Here is a 14,053-nt window from a genome sequence, read left to right on the forward strand (position 1 = left end):
CCTCATGGCCTTCGGCGGGTGCCGCGTTGGCGAGGCGTGCGCCCCGCTCGTCTCGGACCTGCGCATGGTCGAGTCACACGGGATGCGGCTCGCCGTGGTCGCCATCGACAAGCAGCTCGCCCAGGGGCGAAGGGTCGCGCCGCCGAAGACAGAGGGCAGCGTGAGGAGCGTCGTGATCCCGGAGCCCTGGTCGCTCAGGCTCGAGGAGCTGGCCCGGGAGAGGGTCGCCCTGGGGCTCCCGTCGCTCAACGACGGCGGAGACGGCAGGCCGGCGTCCCGCACGACCGTCTCTGACCAGTGGGCCCGCGCCCTGGACGCAGCCGGCGTGAGGCGGCTCCCCATGGGCAAGCTGCGCAACTCCTGGGAGACGATGATGCGCTGGCGCCTGGGCGTCGACAAGGACAAGATAGACAAGATGATGGGCCACACCTCGGCGGACGTCCGCGCGAAGCACTACGACCGCCCCGACGAGGAAGTGTTCGTCGAGACGGTCGCGGGAGCGTGGCAGGGGTTCCGTTCGGTACCTTCGGGGACAAGTTAGGACACAAGGACCTAACCCATACCCATCTACCAGCGGTTATTCAGTTGTGGTGCCTACTCGTCGTTGTCGCCGCCGGTCGAGGACATGGCAGCGGCACTGTTGTCCTGGTGGCCCACGACGTCACGCCAGACCCACTCGGTGAAGCGCGGGTGGTCGTAGCCGTTGTCGCAGGCGAACTGGAAGGCCTCGTCGCGGAAGGCGCGCCACTCGGCGATCTTCTCGGCGTACTTCTCGGCGTCCACGAGCTCGAGCGCGTGGGACGCGAGCGCCCAGCGGTCCATCTCGTTGAGGCGAAGCATGTCGTAGGGCGTGGTGGTAGAGCCCTCCTCCATGTAGCCGTGCACGTGGAAGTTGTCGTGGCCCGGACGGTCGAAGATCAGGCCGTGGATGGTGTGCGCGTAGGCATGGTAGGCGAAGAGCACGGGAACGTCGGTGCCGAAGAGCTCGGAGAAGCGCTCGTCGCTGATGGCGGCGTCGTTCTCGCCCGCGTTCTGGATGCTCAGCAGCTTGACCACGTTGACGAACTTGACCTTGAGGCCCATGTCCTGCAGGGCGTCGGACGCCGCGAGGAGCTCGAGGGTGGGCACGTCGCCGCAGCAGGCGAGGACGATGTCGGCCTTCTCGCCCTTCTTGACGTTGCCGGCCCACTCCCACTCAGCCACGCCCTCGGCCAGCTCGGCCTTGGCCTCGTCGATGGTCTGGAAGGTCGGCGAGGGCTGCTTGCCCGCGAAGATCGCGTTGATCTTGTTGGTGGACTTGTAGGCCTCCTCGCCCACGGCCAGCAGCATGTTGGCGTCGGCGGGATAGTAGGCCTCGACCACGTGGTCGTTGTGGAAGTTCTTGTTGAGGAGGACGTCCACGAAGCCGGGGTCCTGGTGGGAGAAGCCGTTGTGGTCCTGGCGCCAGACATGGCTAGTGAGCAGGATGTTGAGCGAGGCGATGGGCGCGCGCCAGGGAATGTGGCGCACGGTGGCCTCGAGCCACTTGGCGTGCTGGTTCACCATGGAGTCGACGACATGGATGAAGCTCTCGTAGCTCGACCAGACGCCGTGGCGACCGGTGAGCAGGAAGCCCTCGAGAAGGCCCTCGCACTGGTGCTCGGAGAGCTGCTCGATGACGGAGCCCACGGAGCTCATGTGGACGTCGTTCTCGGGGTCGGCGTTGAAGCCGGCGTCCCACTGCTTGTCGGTCAGCGAGTAGGCGGCCTGCAGGCGGTTCGAGGCCGTCTCGTCGGGGCCGAAGACGCGGAACTTGGTGAGGTTGAGCTTCATGACGTCACGGGTGTAGTCGCCGAAGACACGCGACGCCTCGGTGGTGCCGAAGCCATGGCCCTTCTCCGCCACGGGAATCTCGTAGTCGTGGATGTCGGGGAGCTCGAGCTCCTCGCGCACCAGGCCACCGTTGGCGTTGGGGTTGGCGCCCAAGCGCAGCTCGCCCTCGGGCATGAACTCGGTCACCTCGGGACGCAGGCTGCCGTCCTCGTTCCAGAGCTCCTCGGGCTTGTAGGAGCGCAGCCAGCTGCGCAGCACGCGGAAGTGCTCGTGCGTGTCCTTGGCGGACACCAGGGGCACCTGGTGCGCACGCCAGCTGTCCTGGGTCTTCTTGCCGTCGATGTACTTGGGGCAGGTCCAGCCCTTGGGGGTCTTGAAGACGATCATGGGGTACGCGGGACGCTCGGTCTCGCCGGCGAGGGCACGCCACTTGATGTCGCAGATCTCGTTGAAGACCTGCTCGAGCAGGGCGGCGAAGCGACGGTGAATCGAGATCGGCGGCTCGTCGTCGAAGCCGGCGACGAAGGTGTAGGGGTGGTAGCCCATACCGCGGAAGAACTCGTTGCGCTCCTCGTCAGAGATGCGGGCGAGGATCGTGGGGTTGGCGATCTTGTAGCCGTTGAGGTGCAGGACGGGCAGGACGATGCCGTCGGTGAGGGGGTTGACCAGCTTGTTGGTCTGCCAGGAGGTGGCAAGGGGACCGGTCTCGGCCTCGCCGTCACCCACGACGGCGAAGGCGAGGAGGCTGGGGTTGTTGAGGACCGCACCATAGGCGTGGCTCAGGGTGTAGCCCAGCTCGCCGCCCTCGTGGATGGAGCCAGGGGTCTCGGGCGCGAAGTGGCTGGGGATGCCGCCGGGGTAGCTGAACTGGCGGAAGAAGCGCTGCAGGCCGGCCTCGTCGTCAGTGATCTGGGGGTAGTATTCGCGGTAGGTCCCGTCGAGCAGGGACTGGGAGGTGCCGGCGGGTCCGCCGTGGCCCGGCCCCATGAAGAACACGACGTTCTGGCCGTGGTCGTGGATGAAGCGGTTGACGTGGCCCATCAGGAAGTTGAGACCCGGGGTGGTTCCCCAGTGGCCCACGAGGCGATGCTTGACGTCGGCGCGGCCGAAGTCGCGGGGCTGGCCGCTCTTCTCGTCCACGAAGTCGTCGCGCATGAGGGGGTTGCTGCGCAGGTAGATCTGGCCGACGGACATGTAGTTGGCGGCACGCCAGTACTTGTCGACCCAGGCCACCTCCTCCTCGGCGACGGGGGCATCGAGCTTCTTCCAGGGGGTACCCAAATCTTCTGCCATGCGGACTTCCCTTCATCCGAACGTCCAGGTGACACGTTTGCGCATAAACACGGCGAAAAAGCGAAGAACGCCAATATGCTTCGTCCATTTTAGCCTACGGGTGGATAATCGTCCCCTCATTTTGACCACTGGCCGATTGCTGCTGGCTAAATTTTGCTAAACATGGAATAGCGCGTTTAGTACCAGTGGGCGCGCCTCTCCCCCGCTTCCAAGCGGGTCGCCAGCGGCGAATTTTGCTCTGGCCAAACCATCTAAATAAAAAAGCCGCCGCGGGGCGTGGAGTGCCCGCGGCGGCATGGGGTGGAAAGGGAAGACACCCCGAAGAGAGGGACGTATTCGTTTGCGCTAGTGCTCGGTGACGTCCTGGAAGAACTCCCAGGCCTCGGAGTCGGTGGCGCCCTCGTGCACGATCATGCGGACTGCCTGCGTCATTTCCACGGGATGGGTGCTCTGGAAGATGTTACGACCCATGTCGACTCCGTGGGCGCCCTTCTGGATGACGCTGTAGGCCATGTGCAGTGCGTCGCGCTCGGGGACCTTCTTTCCTCCCGCGACAACAATGGGCACGGGGCACGCGGCGACGACCTCCTCGAAGTCCTCGCAGTCGTAGGTCTTCACGAGCTGGCAGCCCATCTCTGCAATGATGCGCGTGGCGAGCTTGAAGTAGCGACCCGTGCGCTCCATGTCCTTGCCCACGGCGCAGACGCCGAGGGTGGGAACGCTGTAGCGCATGCCGGCGTTGATGACTCGGCTGAGGTTGTCGATGCTGGAGAGCTGCCCGTCCCCGCCAATGAAGACCTGAGTGGCCATGCAGTCGGCGTTCATGCGAATGGCGTCCTCGATGTCGACGGCGACCACCTCATGGCTGAGGTCTGCCTGCAGCATGGAAGAGCCGGAGCTCACGCGCAGGGCGATGCCCTTGGTCGACTCGGGAGCGACGCAGCTGCGGATGGCTCCGCGCGTGCCCATGAACACGTCGACATAGGGAGCGAGCTTGGGCAGGAGGAGGTCAAGACGCTCGAGCCCGGCGGTGGAGCCCATGAAATAGCCGTGGTCGAAGGCGAGCATGACAGTGTTGCCGCTCTTTGCGTCGAAGATGTTGGAGAGGTGCTTCTTCATGCCCCAGTCAAGGTTGTTGGCCCCCTTGACATAGAAGCCCTCGTTGTTCGCGAAGGGCACGTCCACGTGATAGTCCTTAGCGACCTTGAGCCCGTCCAAATCTGCCATGGTTTTCCTTTCTCATAGTGGCGTGGGGCGATGCCGAGCACAGCGCTTCGGCATCGCCCCATCGATTGCCCTTGCCTAGAAGGAGTAGTCGTTCATGTTCTCCTTCGTGAAGACCAGACGCTCCGGGAGCAGCACAACGCCGTTGTTCTTGTCGGCCGTCTTGGCTCCCTCGGCGATGCTGTCGTTGGACTCGACCTCGACCTTTCCGATTCCGGGAATGTCGATGTTGTCCCCCACCTTGGCCTCGTTGCCCGCAGCGAGGTACGCAGCCACATAGCAGCCCATGGCACCCTGGACGCCGCAATCCCAGAGGCCCCAGTTGTAGATGGTCCCGTGCTCGCAGTACGACTTGATGGACATAGGCGATGCGAAGCCCGTGATGGTGATCTTAGACTGGTCGTAGCCCTTGTTCTCGGCGGCCTGAAGCTGGCCAGGAAGCGCGGTGGAGTCGTTGCAGATGATCAGGTCAATCTGGGGGAAGGCATCGAGCACGGCCTCGCCGATGGTGATCGCCTGCTCGGCGTCCTGGTTCGAGTAGTAGTTCTCGTGGACGTTCTTCCAGTTGGGGTACTTCTCCTTGATGGTCTTCTCTGCGGCGACCTGCCAGGAGTTCTGGTCGGTGACGGTGGCCTGCGAGTAGTGCCAGACGTAGGTGATCTCGTCCTTCTCGGGATCCTTGCCACGCTGCTTGAGGCCGTCGACAGACATGTCAATCAGCATCTGCCCCAGAATCTCGGGCGTACCCTGGGAAACCATGAGGGTGCGGTCCTCGGGATTGGCGTCGGAGTCCCAGGTGGTGACGACGATGCCGGCATCCGTCGCCTTCTTGAGGGCGTCGGAGACGCCGCCGGCGTCAACCGTCGAGATGCAGATGGCGTCAACGCCATTTGCGACCGCCTGGTTGATGACAGAGACCTGAGCGGACACCGAGGCGGTCGCGTCGCCGATGTAGTCGACGGTGATCCCCCAGTCCTTTGCCTTCTCCTGGGCGCCGTTGTTCGCGGACTCGAAGAATGCGTTGCCGGTCACCTTGGGGATGAACGCGACGGTCTTGCCCTTGATGTCACCAGTGGTAGCGGCTTCACTCCCTCCCGAGGATGTGTCGGAGCTCTGGCTGCCGCAGCCAGCGAGTCCAAGTCCAGCGACAGTTGCCGAAAAGCCCATTACCTTCAGGAAACTACGACGAGATACGTTCTTCATAGCGCAACCTCCATCTTTCCTGGCCTGCCTAGGCCTTGACCTTGGGGCCATTGCCCACCTTGCTTGAAACCAGCGTCCGTAGCATGGACAGGTAGCCCGTGCTACTAGCCGCAGAACGCCCAACGATGACCGCGACGAGCAAGATTCCAACGGGTATGTTCAGGTACTGGGTGCCCACCTTGAAGCAAAGGGGAAGCCCAAACTTGAGAAACGCGATGGCAAATGAGGCGAGCGCGGTGCCGATGATCGAGCCCTTGCCGCCCGTCGAGAGGGTGCCACCCAACACGACCGCGGTGATGATGTCCATGGTGAGGCTTCCGCCCAGGTCGGACTTGGCCGTGCCGAGATATGCGGTGAGCACGATGCCCGCGATGGCAGCCGCGACGGCGCTCAGGACATAGGTGGACATGATCACAAGCCTGCTGTTGATGCCAGAGAACTCGGCTGCCTGGGCATTGACGCCAGTGAGAATCACCTTGCGACCATACTTGGTCTTATGGAGCAGGATGAAGGCTATTGCGAACATGGCGACATAGATGAGCAGCTGGAAGGGGATGGCTCCAAATACCTGGTAGCTGGCGATGAACTTGAACTCTTCGGGGAAACCACCGATGCCCTGGTAGCTCTCGGTGCTGGAGAGGGTGGAGATGAGAAGTGCGATTCCCGAATAGAGGAAGCTGCCGCCCAGCGTGACCACCATGGCCTGAACCCCGCAGTACGCAATCAGGAAGCCTGAGAATGCGCCGCAGGCAATGCAGATAAGCACTGCCAAGGCGACCGCAGCCCAAATCGAGAAGCCAAAGTCCTGCCAGGCGACGCCGATGGTGATAGACGTAAGTCCCACGAGGGACGCAACCTGGATGTCGATGCCCCCCGTGACCATGACAAGGGTGACGAACAGGGCAATCATGAACACGGGCAGGTTGTCATTGATGCTGGTGAACAGCAGCGCCGGACGCAGGAACTTGGGGTTGGCAGCGCCGAACACAACAAACTCGAGTACGAGCAGGCCAATGAGAATGAGGTTCCAACTTGCCTGGCCCTTGGTGAGAAGCTGCTTGATACGCGTCATCTACGCCTCGCCTCCTTCCTGGGCCTTCTCCATTGCAGCGGCAGCCACTTCAGTGCCAGAGGAGACACGGGCGGCAAGGCGCGCGTGGCGGTTCTTGACGATGGCACGACGCTGCAGGAGGGCGTCAACCACGACGATCACGATGAGGATGATGCCGGTGATGGCGTTGTCGTAGTTGGACGAGAAGCCCATGAAGACCAGCAGGTAGCTGATCGAGGCCATGATGACAGCGCCGATGGCGGACCCCACGACGGACCCCACGCCACCCAGGAGGCTGATGCCGCCGAGCACGCAGGCGGCGATGGCCTTCATCTCGTAGCCGTTGCCGCTGGCGGGGGTGACGAAGCCGATGCGGCTGCAGAAGATGATGCCTCCGATTGCCGCCATGACTCCGCAAATGACATAGGCCAGGATCTTGGTGGTGCGGGTGGGCAGGCCCACGAGCGTGGCGCCCTGGGCGTTGTCGCCCACGGCGTGAAAGTAGCGACCGCGCTTAGTCCTGACAAGAAGGAGCTGAATAACGGCCACCAGCACGATGGTGGCGCAGTAGTAGACCGTCAGATCGCCCACGGCAGTCACGGAAGAGAAGTCCTTGAACCCCTTGGGAAGGTTCTCCACCCAGGCACCATTGGTGTAGACGTAAACGATTCCGCGAAGAACGCCATTCACGCCCAAGGTGAAGATGAGCGACGGAGCCTTCATGACGGCCACGCCCCAGGCATTGATGAGTCCGATCATGGCACCAATCACGACCCCGACGATGATGGCCAGGCCCATGGACTGGCCATCTCGCAACATGCTGCCGACAACAGCGGCGACCAGGCCGAGGTTGGCGCCGACCGAGACATCGATCTCGCCAATGAATAGCGTGAAGGCCATTCCCACGGCAACCAGCGTGTACACCACCGAGGTGTTGAAGCAGGCCGAGATGTTGGAGGGGGTCAGGAACGCCGGGTTGATGAGGCCGACCACCAAGAAGAGGATGACCAGGAACGCGAAGCTGCTCATGCTCCGCGCATGAAGGAGGTTCTTGATGCGTCCCATTAGTCGGTCACCGCCTTTGCGTCAGCCTGATACACGCCAAACGCAGCAGCGGTCAGGTTCTCCTGAACGATCTGGTCCTTGCCGAACTCCTGAACGATGCGTCCCTGGTACATGACCAGCGCGCGATCCGAGAGCTCCACGATCTCTTCCATGTCGGAAGAGATGAGGAGGATGGACACCCCCGTGTCCCTGAGCTCCTGCAGCACCGCATAGACGTCACCACGGGCCGCAGCATCAATGCCGCGGGTGGGCTCGTCGAGGATGACCACCTTGGGCGACGTGGAGAATGCCCGCCCTATGACGGTCTTCTGCTGGTTGCCGCCAGAGAGACCTCCCACCTCCTGGTCGAGTCCGGTCACCTTGGTGCGGAAGCGGTCCACGTAGCTCTGCGAGACCCTCTCCTCTTCCTTGGAGTTGAGAAAGAACCTGCCCATCCGGCTACTGGAGAGTAGGGCGCTGGTCGTGTTTTCGGCAACACCGCGAATGCGGTAGAGACCATCGTTGAAGCGGTCCTCAGGAACGTAGTTAAGTCCCATCGAGATGACCTGGCGCGTCTTGCGGCCGGTAATGTCCTGCCCGTTGAGCGTCACGCTCCCGCCGAGCACCTTGTCCCTGCCGAAGATCGTGGTCGCCATCTCCGTGCGCCCGGCACCAACGACGCCTGCCAAGCCCACGATCTCTCCGGGATAGATGTCGAAGCTGACGTCCGAGAAGCCATAGCCCGAAAAGTCCCGCACCCTAAGAACGGGCTCCTGGGAATAGTCGATCTCGCATGCGCTGTCCCCGGTCGTCGCACCATCCACGCTCGCGTCTTCCGGAAGCAGACCGCGCACCAGGTCGTCCCGGGTGAACTCGAATACGTTTCCCTGTGTGGTCACGATGCCGTCACGCAGAATCGCCACCGTCGTACCGATCTCAAAGACCTCGGAAAGGCGGTGGGTGATATAGATGATGCCAATGCCCTTCTTCTGAAGTTCCTCGACACAGGCAAGGAGGCTTTGGACCTCGTCAAAGGTGAGGGCAGAGGTGGGCTCGTCCAAGATGAGCACCTTGGGATTGCGCATGAGGCCACGCAGGATCTCGACCATGCCCTGCTCGGCGATGGAGAGCGTGGATGCCTTGCAATCAAGGTCAAGAGACCATCCGATTTCCGCCATGACGGACTTCAGACGGCTCTCCAGCTCGGAAGCTCCCTCGTCAAAGCCGATGACGACGTTCTCGCGCACGGTCATGTTGGGAAAGAGCATGGGCTCCTGAGGCACCATGTAGATGCTGTGCTCCAACGCTGCCTTGGGGTTGGAGATGTCGACCTTCTTGCCCGCAATGGTGATTTCTCCGCTGTCAGCAGAGTAAATCCCCATGATGATCTTCATCAGCGTGGACTTGCCCGCTCCGTTGCCTCCAATAAGAGCGAGCACCTGGCTTTCGCAGAGATCGAGGCTGATGCCCTTCAGAACTTCGTTGGAGCCGAAGGACTTGTAGATGTTCTGCACCGAGAGCAGCGTGTTGGGAACCTGGTAGCTAACTCTCGCTTCATCCCGCCCTACGGTGCCGTTCTGACTGTCGGCAGCTTCCACGTGGCCTCCCTTCCCTAGTGGTAAGAGAGACGAGCCCCTGGGGGGGTCCATCCCTTTATCTGGACGATAAAACCCGCTTGGCGCACGGGCCACTGACCGGAACATGAGCGGTAGAAAAGTGCCAATGAATGGCAAATTGTTTCTACTTGTGACGTTTGTTCCAACCTTGAGTACGGTTTGTGAACTAGGTGAGTTACATGTCGCCTCCACTCCGGATGAACTGCCCCAATCTGGTCGAAGTGAATCTAACCATCTTATTAACTGCTTATTTAATCTTTATCTTCGCATCGGTCCCAGCCGACCGATCCCTCCGCTCGAACAAGTCGAAATTGACTTATCGCTAGCATGGCTGTATATCTGTTTTCGAACTCCTGTCTGATATATGGACATTTGTTCTACAGCTCATCGCAAGGAGGCGAATGTCTTGTCGGAAGTCGAGTACTCTCTCACGCTCAAGGCCGCTTGGTACTACTACATGGAGAGCTATACGCAGCAAGAAATCTCGTCCCTCATGGGTATTTCTCGCGCGAAGGTGATTCGCCTTTTGGACGACGCGCGGCAGAACGGCATCATACGGTTCAACTTCCGCGAGGACGACAACGCGCGCATGAGCACCGAGAGAAACCTGGTCAAGACGTTCGGGCTGGACGACGCCATGGTCGTGCCCACGCCGGTAGACCAGTCCGCGCTTCTTGACAGCATCGCGCGTGCCGCGGCCATGTACATCACCTACCACCTCAAGCCAGGCGGCTACCTGAACATCGGCTACGGCGACACGATGGGGCTGACCCTCAGCCACCTCGCAAACAGTGGCCGAAAGGACTTCAGCGTAGTCAGCCTGACGGGAGGCGTAAGCTTCTACCTGCCCAAAGTTCCCCTGGGCTCCCTCAACATGAAGCTCTACCTAACCCCCACGCCTCTCATTCTCTCGTCAGTCGAGCTCAAGGAGGCGCTCATGAGGGAGCCGACCATCCAGGGCATCAGCCGCATGACGGAGCTGGCCGACATGACGGTCATGAGCATGGGCGCCCTCACGGAGAACGCCACCATCATGCGAAATGGGATCATCAACGCAAACGACCTTGCACTCCTGCGGATGGAGGGGTGCGTGGGTGACATCCTCAACCACTTCATTGACAGCAAGGGCGAGGTCATCCCCACCAGCATCGACAGCAGGTCCGTGAGCACGAGCCTGGAAAGCCTCTGTGCCATGAAAAACGTCGTGGGAGTTGCCGGTGGTGCCGAGAAGGTGGCCGTGCTGCGTGCGGCGCTGGCACACGACTACCTCAACGTGCTCATAACGGACGAGAAGACGGCACTGGGACTGCTCGGGAACTGACGGTCGCACGAATTAGGGGATGGTGACAATGGAAAGGTATCTATTGGCGTTGGACGCGGGAACAGGCAGCATACGCGCTGTGTTGTTCTCGACTGCGGGCGAGCAGGTTGCCGTCGCCCAACGAGAGTGGGAGCACCATGAGGACCCCCGCTGGCCAGGTAGCATGGACTTCGACTGGGTTGGGGGCTGGGACCTCGCTCGCAACTGCGTGAAGGGGGTCCTGTCCGACTCCAAGGTCGACCCCAGCAGCATCGCTGCCATTTCAACCACCTGCATGCGCGAGGGGATCGTCCTCTACGACGACCAGGGCCAAGAGATCTGGGCCTGTGCCAACGTCGACGCCCGCAGCAACGACGAGGTGGGCGAGCTCATCAGAATGAACCCCGAGCTCGAGCGCGAGATCTATCGCGAGAGTGGCCAGACCTATGCGCTCGGAGCGCTCCCTCGCCTACTCTGGGTAAAGAACAAGATGCCCGAGGTCTACGAGCGCTGTGCGCGCGTGGGTATGTTCAACGACTGGCTCATATACAAGCTCACTGGAGTCCTCGCGGTGGAGCCCAGCAATGGCAGCACCACGGGAATGATGAGCCTAGAGAGGCGGGACTGGGATCCGTCGATTGCCGAGCGCTGCGGTCTCAAGACTGACATCTTCGGCAAGGTGCTCGAGTGTGGCTCGCGCGCGGGGGAGGTAAGCGCCTGGGGTTCCGAGCAGACTGGCCTCGCCGAGGGGACGCCCGTGATAGTGGGTGGCGGAGACTGCCAGCTAGGCATGATCGGCATAGACGCCTGCGAGCCGGGACAGGCCGGGGTCTTTGGCGGAAGCTTCTGGCAGTACGAGTTCAACACTGCCAGCGCCACGACCGATCCCGACTGTCGCGTGCGCGTCAACTGCCATGCCATCCCAAAGGTATGGCAGTACGAGGCGCTGGCATTCAAGCCCGGCCTGGTGATGCGCTGGTATCGCGATGGCTTCTGCCAGGCGGAGAAGGCTGAGGCGGCGACGCTCGGCAAGGACGCCTACGACCTCATGAACGAGAGGGCCGAGAAGGTTCCTGCGGGTAGCTATGGCATGCTCTGCTGCTTCAGCGACGTAATGAACTTCATCCACTGGACTCATGCCAGCCCTACCTTCACCAACTTCGAGCTCGACCCAGAGCGCTTCGACAAGTACTGCTTCTATCGCGCCATACTCGAGAACACCGCGCTCCTCGTGCGCGGACACATCGACCTGGTGCGCGAGGCAACGGGCAACGAGCCAGACGAGCTCATCTTTGCAGGCGGCGCCTCGAAGAGCCCACTCTGGGCGCAGATCGTGGCTGACGTCTGCAACAAGGTGGTGAAGGTACCTCGGGTGAAGGAGGCAACAGCGCTGGGTGCCGCAGTGCTCGCCGGATATGGCGTGGGCATCTATCCCAGCATCGCCGACGGCGCCCACCAGGTGGTCAAGTGGGATCGGAGCTATACGCCCAACCAAGAGAACCGTACCGTCTATGACGAGCTTTACGCCAATTGGCGCAAGCTCTATGCAGAGCAGCTGCGCCTCAGCGAGCAGGGCATCACCAAGGGAATGTGGAGCGCGCCGGGCATCTAGGGCCAAAGCACGGACTCCATCACATGCCATCACGACGTTTCGGAAGGGACCATGCGCATGTTTATCGTCAACGAGAACGACTTCGAGTATCGCTTCGGCGACTCTGGACCCAAGTACCTCATGAAGGGCCCTCGCATGAACTATGCCCTCGTGCAGTTCCAGCCCGGCCAGGATTTCCAGGCTCACTTCCACAACGTGATGGAAGAGAACTTCTATATCCTCACTGGCAAGGTGGACATCGTGATTGACGGCGTTGTGCACACGCTGTCCGAAGGCGACTTCATCCACATCGAGCCCAGCGAGGTCCACTACGTGCGAAACCCTTATGACCAGGCTGTAAAGATGGTTTCGACCCTTGCTCCCTTCCAGGAATCCGACAAGGTCGAGACAGAGAACCCTGTGTACTAGGGATCAAGTGACGTCAGAATATGACCTCCAGGGGACCTTCCAGACTGAGCGGAGGGCCCCTGGCCTGTGTTTGGTCCCATGCTCTCGTTCGCACGGCCTTGGCGAAGTCCCGTCTCCTCGCCAATTGGAAAGGGACATAGTGTCGGCGGGCGCGCCTCTCCCCCGCCGACAGCCCGTGCTGCCCCGCCGAAAACCCCACCAACCACGGACGCGGACCCTCCCGTTCGCGCTAGCCTACGGGTCAGCGGGCCTACCCGCTCATGCTCATTCCTTGGGGAGAGGAGCTCCTATGCCGGTTGCCACCAGACCGTTTGGCCACTGCGAGGATGGCCGGGAGGTCCACCTGTACGAGCTTCAGAACTCCTCGGGCATGCGCGCCTGCGTCACGGACCTCGGCGCCTGCCTGCAGGCGGTCGTCGTCCCCGACGGGAGGGGCAGCTTCGTCGATGTGACCCTGGGTTACGACGGCGCGCCCGGCTACCTGCACAACGGCGCAGACTTCGGGGCCATCGTGGGCAGAAACGCCAACCGCATCGCCGGCGCGAGCTTCGAGCTGGCCGGCACGACCTACCACCTCGCGGCAAACGACGGCCCCAACAGCCTGCACTCGGGCCCGCGCTTCTGGTTCGAGCGCCTCTGGAAGCTCGCCGACGGCCCGCGCCAGAACGGGGACGGCAGCTGCCAGCTCACGCTCAACCTCCTGAGCAGGCCGGGCGACCAGGGATTCCCCGGTGCGCTCGACGTCTTTCTCACCTACCGCCTCTTCGAGGACGACCGCCTCGAGCTGAGCTTCGAGGCCACGCCCTCAGCCACCACCATCGTCAACCTGACCTGCCATGCCTACTGGAACCTCAACGGCCATGCCGCCGGCTCTGTCCTCTCGCACGAGCTCTGGCTCGACTGCGACCGCTACACCCCCTCCGACGCCCGGCTCATCCCCACCGGAGAGCTCGCCGACGTCACGGGCACCCCGTACGACTTCCGCAGCGCGAAGGCGCTGGGTCGCGACATATGGCTCGTTCCCGGAGGCTATGACACCAACTTCGTCCTGAAGAACGACGAGAGGGTGGAGAGGGTCGCCCGCCTCACGGGTGACCAGAGCGGAATCTGGATGGACGTCTGGACCGATGCCCCGGGCCTGCAGCTCTACACCGCAGGCGGGCTCGACGCCCTGGGCAAGGGCGGCGTGCATCATGGCCGCTTCGACGGCGTCGCCCTCGAGACCCAGTTCTTCCCCGACGCCATCCACCACAAGAACTTCCCCCAGCCGGTCTACGCGCCGGGACACCCCTTCGTCTCGCGCACGGTCTTCGCCTTCGGGCACGCCGAACGCTAGGGCCGCCAGCGCCGCAAGCTCCCTCATCGCATGCGCCACCCGTGCGCATGCCGCGCTCCGCCCGTGCACGAGCGCGTCCGACGCGTCCGCCTCGCGCTCGAAAGCGTCCAACGCGTGCGATACAAACGCGAAAACGTCCAACGCGTCTTTGAGC

General features: G+C 62.3%; 11 protein-coding genes. 5 read left to right on the forward strand and 6 right to left on the reverse strand.

What is annotated here, in order from left to right:
* Positions 1-541: site-specific integrase (locus BQ7388_RS10950; RefSeq protein WP_072500677.1), on the forward strand; the 541-nt coding region annotated here is incomplete at its 5' end.
* A gap of 53 nt (positions 542-594) precedes the next feature.
* On the opposite strand, the gene BQ7388_RS10955 is transcribed toward BQ7388_RS10950, so the two are convergent.
* The 6 genes from BQ7388_RS10955 to BQ7388_RS10980 all read right to left on the reverse strand — a co-directional run bounded on the left by BQ7388_RS10955 (position 595) and on the right by BQ7388_RS10980 (position 9,225).
* Complete coding sequence (locus BQ7388_RS10955; protein ID WP_062531778.1) at positions 595-3,105, reverse strand: phosphoketolase; 2,511 nt, start codon at positions 3,103-3,105, stop codon at positions 595-597.
* Positions 3,106-3,450: 345 nt separating this feature from the next.
* Positions 3,451-4,332, reverse strand: coding sequence for a 3-hydroxy-5-phosphonooxypentane-2,4-dione thiolase (lsrF, locus tag BQ7388_RS10960; RefSeq protein WP_062531777.1), 882 nt, complete (start codon positions 4,330-4,332; stop codon positions 3,451-3,453).
* Positions 4,333-4,407: 75 nt separating this feature from the next.
* Positions 4,408-5,532: a substrate-binding domain-containing protein gene (locus tag BQ7388_RS10965; protein WP_062531776.1), complete on the reverse strand. Its 1,125-nt coding sequence runs from the start codon at positions 5,530-5,532 to the stop codon at positions 4,408-4,410.
* A 28-nt stretch (positions 5,533-5,560) separates the two neighbouring features.
* Entirely contained in the window at positions 5,561-6,604 is a 1,044-nt protein-coding gene (locus BQ7388_RS10970) for an ABC transporter permease (RefSeq protein WP_129583275.1), read from the reverse strand.
* The gene (locus BQ7388_RS10975; RefSeq protein WP_062531775.1) at positions 6,605-7,648 is read right to left on the reverse strand and encodes an ABC transporter permease; all 1,044 of its coding nucleotides are present in this window, start codon (positions 7,646-7,648) and stop codon (positions 6,605-6,607) included. It abuts the gene before it with no gap.
* Positions 7,648-9,225 (reverse strand): sugar ABC transporter ATP-binding protein, encoded by a 1,578-nt coding sequence (locus BQ7388_RS10980; protein ID WP_231782287.1) that lies wholly within the window; start codon positions 9,223-9,225, stop codon positions 7,648-7,650. The genes BQ7388_RS10975 and BQ7388_RS10980 overlap by 1 nt, the downstream gene beginning before the upstream one ends.
* Before the next feature lie 424 nt (positions 9,226-9,649).
* Between BQ7388_RS10980 and BQ7388_RS10985 the strand changes: the two genes are divergently transcribed.
* The 4 genes from BQ7388_RS10985 to BQ7388_RS11000 all read left to right on the forward strand — a co-directional run bounded on the left by BQ7388_RS10985 (position 9,650) and on the right by BQ7388_RS11000 (position 13,899).
* The gene (locus tag BQ7388_RS10985; protein ID WP_062531774.1) at positions 9,650-10,564 is read left to right on the forward strand and encodes a sugar-binding transcriptional regulator; all 915 of its coding nucleotides are present in this window, start codon (positions 9,650-9,652) and stop codon (positions 10,562-10,564) included.
* A gap of 28 nt (positions 10,565-10,592) precedes the next feature.
* The gene (gene lsrK / locus BQ7388_RS10990) at positions 10,593-12,155 is read left to right on the forward strand and encodes an autoinducer-2 kinase (protein ID WP_062531773.1); all 1,563 of its coding nucleotides are present in this window, start codon (positions 10,593-10,595) and stop codon (positions 12,153-12,155) included.
* 57 nt (positions 12,156-12,212) lie between these two features.
* The gene (locus tag BQ7388_RS10995) at positions 12,213-12,563 is read left to right on the forward strand and encodes a cupin domain-containing protein (protein ID WP_062531829.1); all 351 of its coding nucleotides are present in this window, start codon (positions 12,213-12,215) and stop codon (positions 12,561-12,563) included.
* A 289-nt stretch (positions 12,564-12,852) separates the two neighbouring features.
* Positions 12,853-13,899: an aldose epimerase family protein gene (locus BQ7388_RS11000; RefSeq protein WP_062531772.1), complete on the forward strand. Its 1,047-nt coding sequence runs from the start codon at positions 12,853-12,855 to the stop codon at positions 13,897-13,899.
* The last annotated feature ends 154 nt before the right edge of the window (positions 13,900-14,053 follow it).

Source organism: Olsenella phocaeensis, from assembly GCF_900120385.1.
Taxonomy (GTDB): domain Bacteria; phylum Actinomycetota; class Coriobacteriia; order Coriobacteriales; family Atopobiaceae; genus Olsenella_I; species Olsenella_I phocaeensis.